This is a genomic window from Pseudomonas synxantha BG33R, assembly GCF_000263715.2.
Lineage (GTDB): Bacteria > Pseudomonadota > Gammaproteobacteria > Pseudomonadales > Pseudomonadaceae > Aquipseudomonas > Aquipseudomonas synxantha_A.
In genome coordinates this window covers 378,771-397,311 of sequence record NZ_CM001514.1, presented here as the reverse complement: position 1 = coordinate 397,311, position 18,541 = coordinate 378,771, and the positions used below count along the sequence as shown (strand labels likewise).

The following is an 18,541-nucleotide window of genomic DNA, read 5'->3' as shown; positions in this document are numbered from 1 at the left end:
CCTGAACATTCACGCTTTTATCGACTTGCGGGCCACACCACTGCCGGGATCAGGCGAACGTAGACCAACTCGGCCACCAGCTCGACCAGGGTTTGCAGGATCACCGCCGCGGCAGCCAACCCGCGCATGTCCTCCGACAAGGCCAGCGCCAATGGCAATACCACCAGCGAGTTGCGCGTCGAAGCACTGAACGTCACCGCCCGTGCGCTTGGTGCAGGCAGCGCAAAAAATCGCGCAGCCAGGATCCCCATCAACGGCGCCAGCAGTACGAAGCCCAGGTAGATCGCAAGCACCGGCAGCAACAGGTCGAAGTCGCGCATCACCGATGTGATTTGCGACCCGATCACCACGAACAGCACCAGGGCCATCGCCGGCACCGGCAACCACGCCCACGCACTGCTCCATTTGTCGACCAGCCTTGATCGTCGCGCCAGGTAGGCCGTCAGCACAGCCAGCAGCATCGGCACCACGATCAACAACAGGAATGCCTCGATAAACGGGCCGATCTCAACCACCACACCCGAGTGCGCCCCCAGCATAAAACCCAGGTACACCGGCAGCAGTGCCAACTGCAACAGCAACAGCAACGGTGTGGCCGCCAGCATCAACCGCGAATCGCCCTTGCCGATGTGGGTGAACACCACCACGTAATCAATACAGGGCGTCAACAACACCAGCAAGGCCCCCACCAACAGCGCAGGATGCCCCAACAGGCCACGGGTCAGCGCCCACACCAGCAATGGCACCAGAATAAAATTGGCCAGCAACAACGCCGAGACAAAGCGAATATTGCCCAAACCCTGGCGCAGATCGAGGAAAGGAATTTGCAGGAACATCGCGTACATCAATACCGCGATGGCGGGCGTGATCAATACGCTCAAGCCGTGAGCCACTAGAGGCGCGAACACACCACAGGCAGCGGCCAGCAGGATGGCGACAAAATAGAAGGGGATCTGGTTATGCTCAAGGGCATCGCGGGTCATGAAGACGCTCTGGCAGATGACAAAGGCATAGCCTATTGATCTATGGCCTGGTGGTCGAGCGCGATCAACGACCAAACCCGCCCGGATTTCCTTGGGATTTACCCCAACCTGCGCTTCAATACTCCACCCCGATCCAGAACCCAAGGATGTTGAGCCCATGGCTTCGCCGAACAAGCAGCAAAAACGCGCCCAGCGGGCAAAGACCAAGGCCAAGCAAAACCGCACCCAGCGCGCCGTCGCGGCCAAGCCGGATGCGTTCGCCGGCGACGACAGCCGCATCGATCTTGAATCGGTGGACTTGACCGAACTGTTCGTCGAGATGCGCACCGCAGGCGAGATCAGCCAGCAGGCACTGTGCGCGGTATTCCTCGCACACCCACTGTTGGCGTTGGTACTGGAGCAGGAAGGCGAAGAGGAAGCGACCGACTTTATCCTGGCGGCGCTGATTGAATATCGGCAGTGGGCCACTGACAGCGATGACGAGGCCGCTGCGTTGGCGTGGATCGAATCGCCGCAATTCCAGGCGGACTATGTAGCAGCATCCCAGGCGCTGACAGCCTCAACAGACTGACACATATCAAAATGTGGGAGGGGGCTTGCTCCCGATGGCAGAGTCTCAGTCAACATCCAAGTGACTGACACACCGCCATCGGGGGCAAGCCCCCTCCCACATTTGCGTCACATTCCGTCAGTTGAGCACTGCTGCGCCTACCTTCTGGGCCTTGCGGCGGCTCGCCACGAACAACCCAGCCAGCACCACCAGCAAGCTCAACACTCCCGTCGCGATGATCTCGACCCGGTGCGCTTCCTGGAACAGCATGATGGTCAACGTACCGACGATAAACACCATCACGGCGTACGTCAGGCCAGGAAACAGCCACATTTTGAACACGATCTTCTCGCCCGCCGCCGCACGCTTTTGACGCATGCGCAGTTGCGACACGGCAATCACCAGATACACCAGCAACGCAATGGCGCCGGAGCTGGCCAGCAGGAATTCGAACACGGCCGCCGGGGCCACGTAGTTGGCAAATACCGCCAGGAACGCCGCACCGGTGGACAGCAACACCGCCCAATAAGGTGTACCACTTTTGTTGGTGCGCTTGGCCACCGCTGGTGCATCACCGCGACGCCCGAGGGAGAACAACATACGCGAGGCGGTGTAGAGCGCCGAGTTGAGGCAACTGGTAACAGCCACCAGCACCACCAGGTCGACGATCAGCTTGGCATTCGGGATGCCCATGCGCTCAAGTACCGTCTGGTAGGAACCTACGGCGGCCAGGGTCGGATCGTTCCAAGGCACCAGCGACACGACAATGAAGATCGACAGCAGGTAAAACAAACCAATCCGCCAGATGACCGAGTTGGTGGCCTTGGTGATTTGCTGGCCGGGGTTCTTGGATTCCGCTGCAGCGATGGTGACGATCTCAGTGCCCATGAACGAGAACATGGTGGTCAGGATCGCTGCCAGAACCGCGCCCATCCCATTAGGCATAAAGCCCTGGGTATCGAACAGGTGCGAAACACCGCTGACCTGGCTGGTGGGCAAAAAGCCGAAGATCGCGGCCAGGCCGAGGATTACAAAGCCGACGATGGCCACGACTTTAATCAACGCAAACCAGAACTCGAACTCACCGTAGTTCTTCACGCTGAACAGGTTGGTTGCAGTCAGCAACAACGTAATGACCAGGGTAAACACCCAAATCGCCACGTCGGGGAACCAGGCGTGCAGGATAGTCGCCGCCGCGTTGGCTTCCAACGGAATCACCAGCACCCAGAACCACCAGTACAACCAACCAATGGTAAACCCAGCCCAGTGACCAATTGCGCGGTCGGCATAGGTAGAGAACGAACCGGTATCGGGTGACGCCACAGCCATCTCGGCCAGCATCCGCATCACCAGCACCACCAACGTACCGGCGGCCGCGTAGGCCAGCAGCACGGCGGGGCCGGCGGCAGCAATCGCATGGCCAGAGCCGACAAACAAACCTGCGCCGATTACGCCGGCAATCGACAGCATGGTGACATGCCGCGGCTTGAGCCCCTGTTCGAGGTCATTGGAGCTTTGAGTACTACTCATTGACACACCTTTGCGAGGAATTGCGAAAACGGGTTCGCCCGGCCTGCAGCCTTTCTCGTGAAAAGAATCCAACAGGGCGTTCTTTATTTTTTACGCAAGATTTGCGCCAAAATGTAACAGAGCCGCCATTGACGCGGGCTGTAGGACAATTCATCGGCGCTCGCAAGTCTTTGAGAATCATGGCATTCCGCTATAGCGTTACCGTGCGACTCACCTTCAAGCCAATCAGACGCACCAAAAACACACACAAAAAGTACGTGACGCCCCATAAACGGGCTGATGTGGACCGTTTGCCCGGTTAACCCTTCCAACACCCGGCCAAAGCTGGCACCATCGCGCCCTTTTTTACGCGAAGCCTGTGGATCTTTCCGGTTCAAACGTCTGTAGGTTGTTGATGGCGCGACACGCTACTGCGCCGATGCGACACACTGCCGCAGACCACCAGTTAACCGTCCGCAGCGCTGTTGGCTGTCATCCAAACGCTATGCTAGCTTGGCGCCTCGCCAGGAAGGCGGCCCAACAGCGAAGATCGCAACGAACACAATGAGGACCGCACATGGCCCAGGCCACGCCCGCGCTTGAAATCCGCAACTTGCACAAACGCTATGGTGAGCTTGAGGTACTCAAGGGTATCTCGCTGACCGCTCGCGACGGCGATGTGATCTCGATCCTGGGTTCCTCCGGTTCCGGCAAGTCCACCTTCCTGCGTTGCATCAACCTGCTGGAAAACCCGCATCAGGGCCAGATCCTGGTAGCTGGCGAAGAGCTCAAGCTCAAAGCCGCAAAAAACGGCGAGCTGATGGCCGCCGACGGCAAGCAGATCAACCGCCTGCGCAGCGAAATTGGTTTTGTGTTTCAAAACTTTAACCTGTGGCCGCACATGAGCATCCTCGACAACATCATCGAGGCCCCTCGTCGCGTGCTCGGCCAAAGCAAGGCTGAAGCAATAGAAGTGGCCGAGGCCTTGCTGGCCAAGGTCGGTATTGCCGACAAGCGCCACGCGTACCCTGCACAACTCTCCGGCGGCCAGCAACAACGGGCGGCGATTGCGCGCACCCTGGCGATGCAACCTAAAGTCATCCTGTTCGATGAACCCACGTCGGCGCTTGACCCGGAAATGGTTCAGGAAGTACTTAATGTGATCCGCGCACTGGCCGAAGAAGGCCGCACCATGCTGCTGGTCACCCACGAAATGGGCTTCGCCCGCCAGGTATCCAGCGAAGTGGTGTTTTTGCACCAGGGCCTGGTCGAAGAGCAAGGATCGCCACAGCAGGTGTTTGAAAACCCGCTTTCGGCGCGCTGCAAACAATTCATGTCCAGCAACCGCTAACGGAGCAACATGCATGCAGACCTATAAGAAATTCCTTCTGGCCGCGGCCGTCTCGATGGCGTTCAGCGCCACGGCCATGGCAGAAACCTTGAAAATGGGGATCGAAGCGGCTTACCCACCGTTCAACAATAAAGACGCCAGCGGCAACGTAGTGGGCTTCGACAAGGACATCGGCGACGCCTTGTGCGCCAAGATGAAAGTCGAGAAGTGCGAAGTGTATGTGTCCGACTGGGACGGCATCATCCCGGCCTTGAACGCCAAGAAGTTCGACTTCCTGGTGTCTTCGCTGTCGATCACCGATGAGCGCAAGCAAGCGGTTGACTTCACCGACCCGTACTACTCGAACAAGCTGCAGTTCATTGCGCCAAAAGCCACAGCAGACTTCAAGACTGACGCCGCTTACCTGAAGGGCAAGGTGATCGGTGCACAGCGTGCAACGCTGGCCGGTACCTACCTGGAAGACAAGCTGCCGGACACCGAAGCCAAGCTCTACGACACCCAGGAAAACGCCTACCTCGACCTGACCTCCGGTCGCCTCGACGGCATCCTCGCCGACAAGTACGTGCAGTACGAGTGGCTCAAGAGCAAAGACGGTTCGGCCTATGAGTTCAAAGGCGATCCGGTGGTGGAAAGCGACAAGATCGGTATCGCCGTACGCAAGGGCGACCCATTGCGCGAGCGCCTGAACAAAGCCCTGGCAGAGATCAAGGCAGACGGCACCTACAAGAAGATCAACGACAAGTACTTCCCGTTCAGCATCGAATGATCTGAACGACCTGCCCGGCGCGCTCCTGTGGGCGCGTCGGCTTTTAGCAATGCCTGCCGCGATATGAAAACACCATGAATTTCGATCTCTACGGATTCGGCCCGGCCCTCGCCGCCGGCGCGCTGATGACCGTCAAACTGGCGCTCACGGCCCTGTGCCTGGGGCTGGTGCTCGGCCTTGCCGGCGCCCTGGCCAAGACTTCGCCGTACAAGCCGCTGCAATGGCTGGGCGGTGCGTATTCGACCATCGTTCGCGGTATTCCCGAATTACTGTGGGTGCTGCTGATTTACTTCGGCACCGTCAACCTGATGCGTGCCCTGGGTGAGTTTTTTGGCAACCCCGACCTGTCGCTGAGTGCCTTCGCCGCCGGCGTCATCGCCCTGGGCCTGTGCTTCGGCGCCTACGCCACCGAAGTGTTTCGCGGTGCGATCCTCGCCATTCCCAAGGGCCACCGCGAAGCCGGTGTGGCATTGGGGCTGTCGAAATTTCGGATTTTCACCCGGTTGATCATGCCGCAGATGTGGCGTATCGCCCTCCCGGGCCTGGGCAACCTATTCATGATCCTGATGAAAGACACCGCACTGGTGTCGGTGATCGGCCTTGAAGAAATCATGCGCCACGCGCAAATCGGTGTGACCGTCACCAAGCAGCCATTCACCTTCTTCATGGTCGCAGCGTTCATGTACCTGGGCCTGACCGTACTGGCGATGACCAGCATGCACTTCCTGGAAAAACGCGCCGCCCGCGGCTTTGCAAGGAGCACCCAATGAGCGGCGACTACAGCTGGCTATCGCACTTTGACCTGGGCCTGAACTGGGCCGTGATCATCAAGTGGCTGCCGAAGTTGGCCCAGGGCGCGACTTTGACCCTGGAGCTGGTGGCAATCGCCGTGATCGCCGGCCTGCTGCTGGCGATTCCACTGGGTATCGCGCGCTCTTCGCGCCGCTGGTACGTGAGCGCCCTGCCCTATGGCTACATTTTCTTCTTCCGTGGCACGCCGTTGTTGGTGCAGCTGTTCCTGGTGTATTACGGCCTGGCGCAGTTCGACGCGGTGCGCAACAGTTTCATGTGGCCGTACCTGCGCGACCCGTTCTGGTGCGCCACTGCCACCATGACCCTGCACACCGCCGCCTATATCGCCGAGATCCTGCGCGGTGCAATCCAGGCCATTCCGCCGGGCGAGATCGAAGCAGCGCGGGCATTGGGCATGTCCAAACCGAAAACGCTGTTCTACATCATCCTGCCCCGCGCCTCGCGCATCGGCCTGCCGGCCTACAGCAACGAAGTGATTCTGATGCTCAAGGCCAGCGCCCTGGCCAGTACCGTGACCCTGCTGGAACTGACCGGCATGGCGCGCACCATCATTGCCCGCACTTACCTGCCGGTAGAGATTTTCTTCGCCGCGGGCTTGTTCTACCTGCTGATGGCCTACGTGCTGGTGCGCGGTTTCAAACTGCTGGAAAAGTGGCTGCGCGTCGATGCGTGCCAAGGACGTTGAGGCACGCTTCCAGGCACTGGATGCATTCCTGATCGAGTACCAAGGGCTGTGGCGACCACGGCCCTTTACTCAGTTGCAGTTGCCCTGGGAAACCGAGCATCCCGAGTTATCCCAGTGGCTGCGTCGGCGTTCGTTGGCCGAAGCTGAAGCCAGTCACAACCAACCTTACGACCTGCCCGCGCCCGCACCTTTTCCACAGCTGGCCGCTCACGCGCTGCGCCTCAGCACTGTGGATAAGTTACCCACGCACACCCTTGAGCCTGCTCGCCATCGTTTGAATGTGGATGTGCCCGGGCGCAAGTGGCAACAGATCGAAGCCTTCGGCGCCGCACTGACTTTTGCCCAGACGCCTGCCCACTGGCTGGACTGGTGCGCCGGCAAAGGCCATCTTGGCCGCCGCCTGCTGCAACCCGGCCAACGGTTGACCTGCCTGGAATATGACCCGGCCCTGATTGCGTCCGGCCAAGCCCTGAGCGATCACCACAGCTTGCCCGCTGCCCATTGCCTGCAAGACGTGATGACCGATGTAGCGATCGACCCCGAACACACACCTGTGGCCCTGCACGCCTGCGGCGACCTGCACGTGCGCCTGCTGCAACTGGCCAGCGCCGCTGGCTGCAAACAATTGGCCCTGGCGCCCTGCTGCTACAACCGCATCAATGCCGAGCGCTACCAGGCACTGTCCGCCGCCGGGCGCGCCTCCTTGCTACCCCTGTCGATCGACGATCTGGGATTACCCCTGAGCGAAACCGTCACCGCCGGCAACCGCGTGCGCCAGCAACGGGACACCTCCATGGCGCGGCGCCTGGGCTTTGATCGACTACAGCGGCAACTGCGCGGCTGCGACGACTACCTGCCGACGCCCTCCCTGCCCACCAGTTGGCTGGATAAATCCTTCGCCGACTACTGCCGCGAGCTGGCAAACCTCAAGAATTTATCCACAGGTGAACAAGACTGGCCGGCGCTCGAAGCCCACGGCTGGCAGCGCCTGGCCGAAGTGCGAAACCTGGAGTTGGTAAGGGGTTTGTTTCGACGCCCACTGGAAATGTGGCTGGTGCTGGACCGCGCCCTGTTTTTGAGCGAACAGGGCTACAACGTCGAGGTCGGCACCTTCTGCGAACCAACACTCACCCCACGCAACCTGATGGTGCTGGCCCAGCGCGAATAAGGTGCAAAATTTCCAACACGCGCCCTGTGGATAACTCTGTTGATGGAATCTTTGCAGAGGCTGTAGCAATCGGCATTGAACGCCAAAAGCGAGGCTGGTCATTTTTTGTTCACAAAATAAAACGCACGCAAAACAGGCAGTTGCAGCGTGTTGAGAACGGCTGCACAAAATGGCCGTTTCGTGACAGCTGTTACCAACCGATTGTGCATAAGCATCAGACGTTAAACGTATAAAGCGGACTTTGCAGGGTGGTTTTTGGCGGTTTCAGCGGGCGGAGAACCTCGTTGGGCGTCGGATCGCTCAGGTGCGCGGGGTACCTGGCATGACGCCGAAGTGACGGCTTTTTACGCTGCCACGCCGTGTGGAAAACACGCTAATCGCAAGAAACCTTGGTTTTTGCAAAAATAGTCAGAATTCAGGGGTTTACAGAACCTTTCCAATCGCTATAATCGTCGCCCTAACACGCCGGTATAGCTCAGTTGGTAGAGCAACTGACTTGTAATCAGTAGGTCCCGGGTTCGACTCCTGGTGCCGGCACCATATAAAACGAAGCCTCCACAGAAATGTGGGGGCTTTGTTGTTTCTGGCGATCTATATTCCTCACCTCTGACGCCACCCTTTCAAAGCCTCTGAAATTGCGATGTGCTGTACCAGAAGTCCATTTTTTGAGCTTTATGCTAAATTATGAACTGGCAATAATTATGGCGTATCCATAAAAAGGGATAATTGCATGAGCAGCATATTTCAACGCCCTGAATTGGCTGAATCGATGGCGAACCAGCTTCTGAACCCAGGAGTGCTTGATGAAGGCTTGCGCTCAGGCCTTTTTCTGTCTGGCCTGCGCCGCACGGGTAAAACGACTTTTCTGAGAAATGACCTGATCCCAGCCCTGGAAGCAGCAGGCGCCCTGGTGATCTACGTCGACCTCTGGAGTGACACGCTGGCCAACCCGGCAACGCTCGTGCACAACGCCATCCACAAAACCCTGAAAGAACTACAAACCCCAGGCTCGTCGGCACTGGAGATGCTCAAGCGCGTCAGCAACGTTGACTTCGGTGCAGCGGGATTCAAATTCGGTTTCAAGCTCGACAGCGTCGGTAACCCAGACGGCCCGACATTGGCTCAAGCACTGACAGAGGTGGTCGACCAGGCGAAGACCGATCTAGTGCTGATCATCGACGAAGTGCAACACGCCATTTCCTCTGATGACGGGAATCAGCTGCTACTGGCACTCAAGGCTGCACGTGATGCGATCAATCCACGCCCTGATACGCCAGGGTATTTCCTCTTTATTGGTACTGGCTCTCATAGGGCGCAAGTAAGTGAGTTAACCGCCAAACGCAATCAGGCATTTTCCGGCGCCACGTCAGCTGCGTATCCGCTGCTAAAAGGTGATTACGTCGAGTTTCTGCTCAATCGTCTTGCGATGACGGTAAAGAAAGAAAAGCTCCCCTCTCTCGAAGTTGCCATCGAGGCATTCAACACCTTGGGGAATAGACCTGAGGAAATGCTAAAGGCCCTGCGCCAACTCTTGCAGCAGGAGGGTGATCCCGACCTTTTCCTCCCCGTGATTGCCAGCACATTACGCTCGGCGGCAGCGAATATTGAGCTTGAAAAAGTCGAGCAACTGGGCAGCCTGGCTCAGGCGATTTTCAACAAAATCGCCGCAACCGAAGGGGATGCCCGCGGGATATTCTCTATTGATGCAGCCGCTGAGTATTCAAAAATGGTCGGCCGCGAAGTGCGGGTTGAAGAGATTCAACCGGTAGTGATTGCACTGGTGGCGGAGAACATCATCATGCGGCGCGGGCATGGGATTTATGCGATTACGGATCAGTTTGTTCAGGAGATTTGGTTGGAGGAGCGGGCGTTGATTGGAGGGAGCTAGGGAACGCTGAAATAAATCTGTCACCTTTTAACCTAGTCACCTTTTACCCTTTAAGTTTTGCCCTAGTCTCCATCGTTAGATTGTTGAAGGTGAAAAGGCCATGGGCATTGTTACAAGGCTGTTGTGGAGATTCGGTTTCGCATCAAACGGATTTCTAATCCGACGGGCTGCTTCTGGCCAATTCCAGCTCTTCATAACGGACAACTGTCGACCCAAAGCTGACATTGGCGTACGCCAGACTCAACCGGTGGGTGCAACGCATTGGCTGAAGCTGTCCGCAAGTATTTAGTAGTTTAGCGTCTTTTGGGGACGTTCATTCAGTGTCCAGCGCCGAGGGCGCGTGAATAATTGGCTTCTTATATTTCCTCAAACTCTATACTGTAATAGTCCATGTTTCTGGTGGCTTTCCAGATATCCAAATATCCGGTAGAGCAGGCGTGCTTTCCTTGAATGTCAGCTTTGGTAAAGTTCGAATTTAAGCCTATCAAGCAATTATTTATTGAGCCAGATGATAATTTCATCAGATATATGGTCTTGGGATTTTTGCTTAACTTGGCCAACTCCATTGCTACAGCCGTACGCTCAGCGCCGTCGGCAACCTCAAATAGATTAACAATGCATGAGCGTGAATCGGTGTTTAAAACTGAATAGCTTGAGTTTTTTATCCTGTTTTGTATGTGCAAATTGCCAATAGAGCTGATGTTTGGAACTATCACTCGATCAGCTTGCTCCAGCCTAAGAATCACGCGATGCTCTTGTTCATAAATCCACTCATCACTCTTTTGTAAAAAAACCTCATATAGAACTCTATCGGCCCCCTCTGCTGAGATATTTGAATAGTCATAATCAAACTTATCGTTTCGGTATCTCAAGCCTTTTCTATAAAAAACAGGTACAGGAGCGCCATCGAATTTCGACCATTCCTCGCCCCAAGCAGAATTTATCAAGGAGTCTGCCCTAAATAGACTCTCAAAAATTGACCCCATTTCAGGGTGGTATGCTACACCAGCAACAATCCCTTTGTGTTCATTGGCATAATGTGCCCACATTAGTAAATTTTCTTTACTTTCAGTGAAACTTATCACGCCGATGTGGTGCATCCGTAAATCAACATACTGCGAAAACTTCAACTCTCCAAATTCTGGGTCCCAAGAGGTCGGTTCATCGAAGTGACTGGCCAGTTCATCTAAACTTTTACGGCAGAACGCCGCCTCAAATGGATCATTCAATACGCTTGGTTGCGAGAGACGAATAAATCCTTTTTCGAAAAAATCCCGAGGTTCGCTCATGTATTTAAAGAGCTGCTTCAATGGCGCTTCCTCTTAGCGTTCAAAAATATAAGTATAATTAAACGGCACACGTGAGTTAATATTTTACACCATTTGTGTCGCATATCATCCGTGGCTCACCTGTAACCCAAGCCCTGATTTAGCCGATGGTTCAAAGGCGACATTGGCTGAGGGAAAAAAGCGACAACAGTAGACTGGAGGTTACGAAGTCGTTGGCAACGTGTCTATAGCCTGTGCTGGTGTCAGCGAGAGACCGCTTCTGGTCGTCTGCTGCCTGTTACCGCGGGCAGCTTTCGGCGAATTTCTGCCTATTCTCTACAGAGGGGATGATCGACAATGTTTGAATTCAGGAGGTTTACCATTACGTATGCGGCTCTGAATTACTTGCAGTCCGACAAAGTGCTGACATCTAAAAAATCCCGAGTTCGATTCCACCGAACGCCATAACTAGCTGATTTATTTATAGTTGCTTGTTGGAGTACGCCGAATTTCCAAACGAACTCCAGACGTCCGAAAAATCTAGCCCCGCCGAAACATACCGTTCGTCTGGTGCCGCACCATACAAAACGAAGCCCTCGCAGAAATGTGAGGGCTTTATTGTTTCTGCACATCCACTTTACGTCCACACACGGCCACCCGTGAGGGCGAGCCTCCGAACGATGAGGACGTCAAGCCACCGATGCCCGTCTCGGTCTAGACACCGGCGACCTTTCACAATGAGTTAACCTCAACCAAAAAGCATCCTTTGCCAATGATCCTCCCCCACAATGGCAATGGAAGCTCCCGCCTCGCGTAACTCCACGGCCTTTATGATCTTCGTTCCATAAGTACTGTGGCGCCACTGCTCATTACCCACACTACCGACCACCAGGTAATGCACCTTTTTACTCACACTCCCTCCAATCAAACCGCCTCGCTCTTCGACCAGCGCCTGACATTCTTTACGCGGTCCAAAGGTCATGACCCCCGTGAATACGAACATCCGGCCGTCCCACACCAAATCAGGAGCCGGTGAATTGAAAGGAAGATCCGTCGGAGCAACGACAACGGTGCCGCCGATCTTCGGTCTTTCAATACCCATTCCAGAAAAACCACGCAGAATGTTAAGCAGCTCTAAAGATTCATCCTTGTCCAACGCATTGTCCTGAAGCATGCATGCCAAACGCGAATACAGCAGATTTATCACCGGATCGTTCAAGTGCGCGAGATTGTTCTCCAACCACTGCTTCAAAAAAACCGCTTCAGTGATGTTCACTGCACCGTCTGCGGTGATCCCAGCGGCCAACCCCACCAAGGCATCAGCAGCACGTCGATCGATTCGGTCGCGATGGAAGAATTTGCTGCTTTCAAACTCGTTGTGTAGATCCATTACGGTTATTCCTTTGAGGTGGGTACTGATTCGATATCGAAACATTAGCGGATAAATGGTGTGGCTCAAGGCTTATAGCGTACTGATTGAAGCAGAATGGCGGCCTGACCGCGTACGTGCGCGATCAGATTGGGGCGAATGCTAGGGAAGACAGAGGATCTCTTGTATCAATCCACCCTCAGCCAACGAAGCGATCCCTCGATGGAAACACATCAGTCGATCCCTGCTCTTAACCCAGCAGGCGCCTAACCAATCCATTTTCCCGATTGCTCCCCAAGCCCCACCACGCTACCCTCCCTCCTGTCGCTGCCAATTCAGCGACCGGGCCTGAGAACCCGGCAAGATGCAGGCGCACCAAGCGCCCCAAAAACCCGATTTGCAGGCGTTTTTTTCGCCTCACACTTCGTGCAATGGCGGCTGTGCGTGGGAGACCTTCGGGTCTGCCGGGTTCCTGTATCTCCGGTTTCTCAGCCTGCGCATAGCTGCCACCCATTCGCCTGAGAACGAACGTGGTAGCTCTCACTAGATACGGGAGTTTTACCGATGACCGTTACAAATGCGTCTGCGTTAACCACCCTCGGCGTCACCCCCTTTTCCTTTCACTCCGACCAACCTCTGTTCCGCGTCAACAGCGGTGTTTCCCTGCATGAAGCCTTGCATCACGTTTCTGACCTGCTCCACCTCGCCAAGCTGCTCGCGGAAGACGCGGCGATGACGCAGGACACGGACCGTTATGCCTGGGCGTCGCATTATTTGCAGGAGATGAGCAAGGCGGTGATTGATGATGTGGTGAAGGTGTTGGAGTCGCCTGGGAATGTTGAGCAATAAAGAAGTCGTGTGGTGCGCGGGCTGACGTCATCGCGGGCAAGCCCGGCTCCCACAGAGGAAAGCCCTGGCCTGAATAGGTTGGGGCTTTTTGCGAATGACGGTCCGTGCGCCCATAGCAATATGGCACTTAGCCACTTTCCCAGTTGACACCCCCTCCCCACTCCGTTAAAAACCCCGCCTTGCTTGTAATGTCGTTCAGTTAAGGCTTTTTGTAGAAGCGAGCTTGCTCGCGAAAAACCACAGGCGCCGCGTTCAATCAGGAAACACGCGTTATCGTTGACGTTTTTCGCGAGCAAGCTCGCTCCTACAGAGGGCGATGTACGCTTAACTGAACAGCATTACGCCTTGCTTGTGCCTTTAATCGAGACATGGATGTTGTCGAACCCTCCTCTGTTCAAATACCGCCGCTATTGGCTGGCGGTCATCATCGTGTTGCTGGCGATTCTTGATCCTTTCGGCCTGGCCAGTTCCAGCGACAAGGCGTCGGCGCAGTGGCTCAATCGTATGTTCGCCAGCCACTACCCGAGCCTTGGGCAGCAGCGGGTGGCGGTGGTGTTGATCGATGATGCCTACCTGATGCGCAACGACACCTCCTGGCCAATGCCCTACGGCGAGCAGAGCAAGTTGTTCAAGCGCTTGCTGGCGTACAAGCCTCGGGCGGTGTTTGTGGATTTGCTGTACAGCCATGATCACTCGTTGGGCGACCCGGCGCGGGGCAGTCAGTTGCTGGCGAATGTGTTTGAGCGTTATCAGCGCCAGGGCATCTCGCTGTGGTTGGCCAATACCGGGTTGACGCGTGCGGAGGCGGGCCAGGCCAATACGCTGGCGCCTTTTATGCAGGTGAGCCGCCCAGCACTGGTGGTGTGGGAGGGGGTGGACGACAAGTACCCGTTGGCCATGCACACACAGGCAGGGCTTTTAGAAACCCCAGCAATGGCGCTGTACCGCGAGTTTTGTGCCACGCAACATTGCAAACAGCCGCCGGTGGATGCGCAGACCGCTGCGCAGCGCCAGCCCATTGCTGTGCAATGGGGGCTGAAGCTGGCGGCGGAACAGGCGCGGATTGCCGATATCAGCCACTGCGCGCCCGCGCGGCATTTTTTGCTGGATGGGGTGGCGCAGTTCTTTCAGGCCGTGTTCTGGAAGCTTGATGACTCGGCCCAGGCGCGGTGCCCTTATACGCTGACGTTGTCGGCCAGTGACCTGGAGGTCAGCGACCCTGACGATCAGGCATTGATCGCAGAGTTGCTGCGCGACCGCCTGGTGCTGGTGGGCGCCAATATCGCGTCCACGGGGGATCTGGTTGAGTCGCCGGTACATGGCCAACTCCCCGGCGTGTACTTGCACGCCATGGCCCTGGATAACCTGATCAATTCTGGCATGGACTACGACCATGAACCGGCCGACTTTCCCCGCTTGCCCTTCAATTGGCTGGACCTGCTGGAGCTCGGGCTGCTGGCGTTGATTGCCGTGCTCAAGGCACTGCACGCACGTCGCCTGGCGGGCCAGCGCACCTGGAGCCCGTGGCGGCGCCAGGAAATCTGGTTTTTTACTTCGCCGTGCCCCTCGTGGCTGTTGGTGATGTCGATGTTGGTGGCGGTCAGTGTGTTGCTGAGCCTCAATGACATCACCCCGGTCAACGTCCTGGGCATTGTATTGCTGTCGTTGGTGTTGTTCAGCGAGCGGATCGAAGCCTTCTTCGACCGCGACCGCTGAGTGTGCCGTTTTGTCATTTGACTCAAGGAATTCAAGGATGAACAGAAGTCTCATCGTTTTGCTCACCGCCCTCTTCACCCAGGGTGCCTGGGCGGAAACTCACAGTGTCAAAGCGTTCCTGGCCGACCCTGTGACCGTACTGGACGAGCAAGGCAAGCAACAACGTGAGTTGGCGAAAAAGGATGCGCCCACCCAGCCCGTACCGGTGTTGCAGTACAACCAGGCGCTGGACCTGGTGCAGGTCGAGCTGGCGGGCCAGAAGGTCTGGTTGGACACCATGGACCTGCGCATCGAGCCGCCGCTGAACGTCGTCGACCTGCCCTGCCAGGGCCTGACCAAAAGCCAGGCCAAAGACAGCCGCAATAACTCCACCATTGGTTTTGGTGCCGGTTGCAATCAATAAAAGGAGCGGTGCGGTGAAGGGATATCTCGTGGCGGCCAGCCTATTGGCCAGTTCGGTACTCAGCGGTTGCGCGACCTTGAAGGGCGCGGACCAGGCATTCCTGAACCTGGTGGGGCCTTCGACCCAGTCCCGAGTTCAGGGCCACTACGTGGACAACACTGACGTACGCCAGTATTACAAGCTCGACCCACAACGCCAGAGCCAACAGCGCCTGAGCTACGACGGGCGGGCGGTGCCGGCTGCCGAAGCGCGTCAGCAGAACCTGGTGGATATCCCGATGCTGCAAGCCTACTTGCAGGGCATTGTCACGCGCTTGTCCAAGGGCTGGCCGGGGGAGTTGCCGCCGCTGCAGGTGAAGATTACCGACAGCTATGGGTTCGGGCCGTCGGCAGACCCTTACGGCAACCTGTTCGTGCCGCTGGGTATGCTGGACAACGTCGCCAGCGAAGACGAAATTGCGGCAATGCTCGGCCATGAAATGAGCCACGTGTTGCTGCATCACCATGACCGCATGGCTGCCTTCCAGCAGCAGAAAGACATGTTCACCACCGTCGCCTCCACGGTCGCCTTGGCCACTATGGCTGCCGATACGGGCGTCGACCGCAGCTCCGGAACGATGAAACTGTTCAGTAAAGACCCGGCCGGCACACAAAAGACCATCGGTAACACCGTGCTGTACACCGCACTGGCCAATACCTTTTCCGATCAGGTATGGAGCACCGCCTGGGGCCGCAGCCAGGAAGACCAGGCCGACCTGCTCGGCACCGACTTGATGATCCGCGCCGGTTACGCCCCGCGCGCAGCTACCCATAGCCTGGAGCGCCTCAATGATTTCCAGGGCAAGCAGAAACCCTTGCTCACGGGCTTCCTCACGGCGCGCAAGAATGCCATGCAGGATTCGCTGCAGCAGTTCAATCTCAACCAGTTCACCAAAGAGCTCGACGTGCTGGTCAAGGACGGCTTGACCACCAGCATCACCGCAACCACGCAATACTTCAACCGCTCGCACATGTCGGCGATGGACCGTGACACCGAGCTGCGCCAGTACTTGCAACGCGAATATCGCCAGGAACGCCGCGCTCGGGTCAACCCACAAAGCTGGTCGAAGATGAAGACTACGCCGCAAGTGGCGAAGGCCTTACAGGGTTATAAAGACGCGTACTTCGCCATCGATGCCCTGGAGAAAAACAAGGTGCCGGATGCCGAAGGGTTTATCCGCAAGGCCCTGGCGTCACCGGTTAAGGACCAGCCGAGCATTCGGCGCACGGCCTATACCGTGCGCCTGGCCCAGGGCAAAAACAGCGAAGCGGTGAAAGAGTTGCAGGCGATCAAGGACTGGTCCCTGGCCGGCCCCTCCACCTATGACTTGATGATCAGCTACCACCTCAAGCGGGGTGATGGGCAATCGGCTCTGGCGATGATCGACAAGGCTGAACGCAATCTGGGCTCGGAGGAGCTGTTCATCACCGAAAAGCTGTTGGCCAACCAGCAACTGCAGAATGCGCAGCAGGTGCAAACGGTGTTGCGCAAATGCGAGCAGTACCCGACACGCAAGGAAAACTGCAAGAAGCTCGCACCGGCCAAGGCCTAGGCGGCAACATTCGCACCTGGCATAAAAAAACCCCGAACCAGTCGGGGTTTTTTATTGCCTGGCATCAGGCACGACGCTCGATCAATTAGAAAACGTTGATCGGGTAGTCGGCGAACAGACGGATTTCGTTACCGCCTACGTTGTAGTTGCTGGCGTTGTTGGAAACGCGCAGCCACGAGGCGCGAGCACGCAGGCTCAGGTCTTTGGCTGGGCCGCTCTGTACGACGTACTTGAACTGGTTCCAGATTTCACGCTCGGTGCCATCGCCACGGCCGCTGCCGTCGTCGATGTTGGTGCCACGCACGTAGGCAATGTTGTAGGTCAGGCCCGGTACGCCGAAGGTGGCGAAATCGATGCCGTAACCTGCTTGCCAGGAACGCTCGTCCTTGCCGTTGAAGTCGGACCAGTAGGAGTTGGCCAGCAAGATGGTATTGCCGCCGTCGCCGATGCCGCCAGCGTTGCGGTAGCCGCCGTACAGGTAGCCAGTGTCGCCGGTGCTTCGCTGGTGAGCGAGGGTGAAGCTGTGCGCGCCAACGGCCCAGGTCGCGCCCAGGCTCCAGATCTTGTTGTCGCGCGCGTCCGCATCACCTTGGTTTTCCAGGGCGAAACTGCGATCAAGCTTGGTTTTGTAGCCGTTGAAGTCAAACGTCAGCGATTGCTTCTCTGGCAGGGCCAGCACGTAGTTGACGTTGACGTATTGCTTTTTCAGCACGTCCTGCATGTCGGAGGCATACAGGGCAGCCGACAGGCTTTCGGTGAATTTGTAGCTACCGCCGATGTAGTTGATGCTCTTCAAGCGGCCGCTGTCGCTGCCCTCGGCGCTCTTGCGAGCTTCCTTGGTGAAGTGACCGGCGTCCAGTTGCAGGCCGGCGATCTCTTTGGAAACAATCGAGGTGCCCTCATAGGTTTCCGACAGCAAGCGCGAGTTATCGTACTGCAGGACCGGTACGGCCGGCATTTGCTGACCGTATTTGATCACGGTGTTGGAGATACGCGCCTTCACGGCCGCGCCGCCTTTGGCCAGGTCGTTGGCGGCTTCACCGCTGTCACCTTGCTTGAAGAAGTCGATACCGCCAGCGCCGCTGCGGCCTTTACCACCGTCCAGACGGATAGCGTATTGGCCAATCACATCCACACCCACACCGACGGTGCCTTGGGTGAAGCCGGACTCGAACTTGCCGATGAAGCCTTGGCCCCATTCAGCTTTGTCCTGCTTGCCGTTTTTGTAGTCACGGCTGATGTAGGCGTTACGTGCGGCGATGTTCAGGTGGCTATCTTCAACAAACCCCTTGGATTGCTCCTGGTCGTTTGCCATTGCTGTCGATGCGCTCAAAATCCCCAGAGCGATCAGACTCATCCGTTGCTTCAACATATTCTTATATTCCTTATTACGGGTTGAGTACGCGCTGTGACACCAGGCTCCATGTTGCTATTTCTGGTGTCGACCTTTGCCGCAAAAAGAAAGCCCGCGGACGACTGAACTGCCGCGGGCCTTTTTTTATTGGAGTAAGTCATGGCGGTGAGCCACAGGCGTTGGGCGCAATCCTATGCGGGCGTTGAACTATGTGTCAATTTCGTGAATCGTCTGTATTTAGGCGATATTCGTCTAAGGGGCGAGCTAAAGCACTACGC

At 56.8% G+C, this 18,541-nt stretch carries 16 protein-coding genes and 1 tRNA gene; 12 read left to right on the top strand and 5 right to left on the bottom strand.

Going from position 1 to position 18,541, the window contains the following annotated elements; genetic code table 11:
- Positions 1-17: 17 nt before the first annotated feature.
- Positions 18-983, bottom strand: a complete 966-nt coding sequence (locus PSEBG33_RS25140; protein ID WP_005783899.1) for an arsenic resistance protein — start codon at positions 981-983, stop codon at positions 18-20.
- A 157-nt stretch (positions 984-1,140) separates the two neighbouring features.
- Between PSEBG33_RS25140 and PSEBG33_RS25145 the strand changes: the two genes are divergently transcribed.
- Positions 1,141-1,554 (top strand): hypothetical protein, encoded by a 414-nt coding sequence (locus PSEBG33_RS25145; protein ID WP_005783897.1) that lies wholly within the window; start codon positions 1,141-1,143, stop codon positions 1,552-1,554.
- 117 nt (positions 1,555-1,671) lie between these two features.
- Here PSEBG33_RS25145 and gabP read toward each other — a convergent pair whose 3' ends face one another.
- Positions 1,672-3,063: a GABA permease gene (gabP, locus tag PSEBG33_RS25150; protein ID WP_005783895.1), complete on the bottom strand. Its 1,392-nt coding sequence runs from the start codon at positions 3,061-3,063 to the stop codon at positions 1,672-1,674.
- Positions 3,064-3,619: 556 nt separating this feature from the next.
- Here gabP and PSEBG33_RS25155 point away from each other — a divergent pair.
- The 7 genes from PSEBG33_RS25155 to PSEBG33_RS25185 all read left to right on the top strand — a co-directional run bounded on the left by PSEBG33_RS25155 (position 3,620) and on the right by PSEBG33_RS25185 (position 9,713).
- On the top strand, positions 3,620-4,393 hold the full coding sequence (locus PSEBG33_RS25155; protein WP_003187760.1) for an ABC transporter ATP-binding protein: 774 nt from the start codon (positions 3,620-3,622) through the stop codon (positions 4,391-4,393).
- 13 nt (positions 4,394-4,406) lie between these two features.
- On the top strand, positions 4,407-5,159 hold the full coding sequence (locus PSEBG33_RS25160) for an ABC transporter substrate-binding protein (protein ID WP_005783892.1): 753 nt from the start codon (positions 4,407-4,409) through the stop codon (positions 5,157-5,159).
- 74 nt (positions 5,160-5,233) lie between these two features.
- Positions 5,234-5,929, top strand: coding sequence for an ABC transporter permease (locus PSEBG33_RS25165; RefSeq protein WP_005783890.1), 696 nt, complete (start codon positions 5,234-5,236; stop codon positions 5,927-5,929).
- 38 nt (positions 5,930-5,967) lie between these two features.
- Positions 5,968-6,657, top strand: coding sequence for an ABC transporter permease (locus PSEBG33_RS25170; protein ID WP_032803763.1), 690 nt, complete (start codon positions 5,968-5,970; stop codon positions 6,655-6,657).
- A complete protein-coding gene (locus PSEBG33_RS25175) occupies positions 6,638-7,825 on the top strand; it encodes a methyltransferase (protein WP_005783887.1) in 1,188 nt (395 codons plus the stop codon). The genes PSEBG33_RS25170 and PSEBG33_RS25175 overlap by 20 nt, the downstream gene beginning before the upstream one ends.
- A 464-nt stretch (positions 7,826-8,289) precedes the next feature.
- Positions 8,290-8,365, top strand: a tRNA-Thr gene (locus PSEBG33_RS25180).
- Positions 8,366-8,555: 190 nt separating this feature from the next.
- A complete protein-coding gene (locus PSEBG33_RS25185) occupies positions 8,556-9,713 on the top strand; it encodes an AAA family ATPase (protein ID WP_005783885.1) in 1,158 nt (385 codons plus the stop codon).
- 356 nt (positions 9,714-10,069) lie between these two features.
- Here the strand turns inward: PSEBG33_RS25185 and PSEBG33_RS25190 are convergent, their stop codons facing one another.
- Complete coding sequence (locus tag PSEBG33_RS25190; protein WP_005783883.1) at positions 10,070-11,023, bottom strand: DUF2971 domain-containing protein; 954 nt, start codon at positions 11,021-11,023, stop codon at positions 10,070-10,072.
- 706 nt (positions 11,024-11,729) lie between these two features.
- Entirely contained in the window at positions 11,730-12,371 is a 642-nt protein-coding gene (locus PSEBG33_RS25195; RefSeq protein WP_005783881.1) for a BRCT domain-containing protein, read from the bottom strand.
- A 543-nt stretch (positions 12,372-12,914) separates the two neighbouring features.
- Here PSEBG33_RS25195 and PSEBG33_RS25200 point away from each other — a divergent pair.
- The 4 genes from PSEBG33_RS25200 (at position 12,915) to PSEBG33_RS25215 (ending at position 16,909) form a co-directional block, all read left to right on the top strand.
- The gene (locus tag PSEBG33_RS25200; RefSeq protein WP_005783879.1) at positions 12,915-13,199 is read left to right on the top strand and encodes a DUF3077 domain-containing protein; all 285 of its coding nucleotides are present in this window, start codon (positions 12,915-12,917) and stop codon (positions 13,197-13,199) included.
- Positions 13,200-13,571: 372 nt separating this feature from the next.
- Positions 13,572-14,915 carry a CHASE2 domain-containing protein gene (locus PSEBG33_RS25205; RefSeq protein WP_005783877.1) on the top strand — a complete coding sequence of 448 codons (1,344 nt, stop codon included), beginning with the start codon at positions 13,572-13,574 and terminating at the stop codon, positions 14,913-14,915.
- 37 nt (positions 14,916-14,952) lie between these two features.
- Positions 14,953-15,318, top strand: a complete 366-nt coding sequence (locus PSEBG33_RS25210) for a hypothetical protein (protein WP_005783876.1) — start codon at positions 14,953-14,955, stop codon at positions 15,316-15,318.
- 13 nt (positions 15,319-15,331) lie between these two features.
- Positions 15,332-16,909 carry a M48 family metallopeptidase gene (locus PSEBG33_RS25215; RefSeq protein WP_005783874.1) on the top strand — a complete coding sequence of 526 codons (1,578 nt, stop codon included), beginning with the start codon at positions 15,332-15,334 and terminating at the stop codon, positions 16,907-16,909.
- 85 nt (positions 16,910-16,994) lie between these two features.
- Here the strand turns inward: PSEBG33_RS25215 and PSEBG33_RS25220 are convergent, their stop codons facing one another.
- Positions 16,995-18,281, bottom strand: a complete 1,287-nt coding sequence (locus PSEBG33_RS25220; protein WP_005783872.1) for an OprD family porin — start codon at positions 18,279-18,281, stop codon at positions 16,995-16,997.
- Positions 18,282-18,541 lie beyond the last annotated feature (260 nt).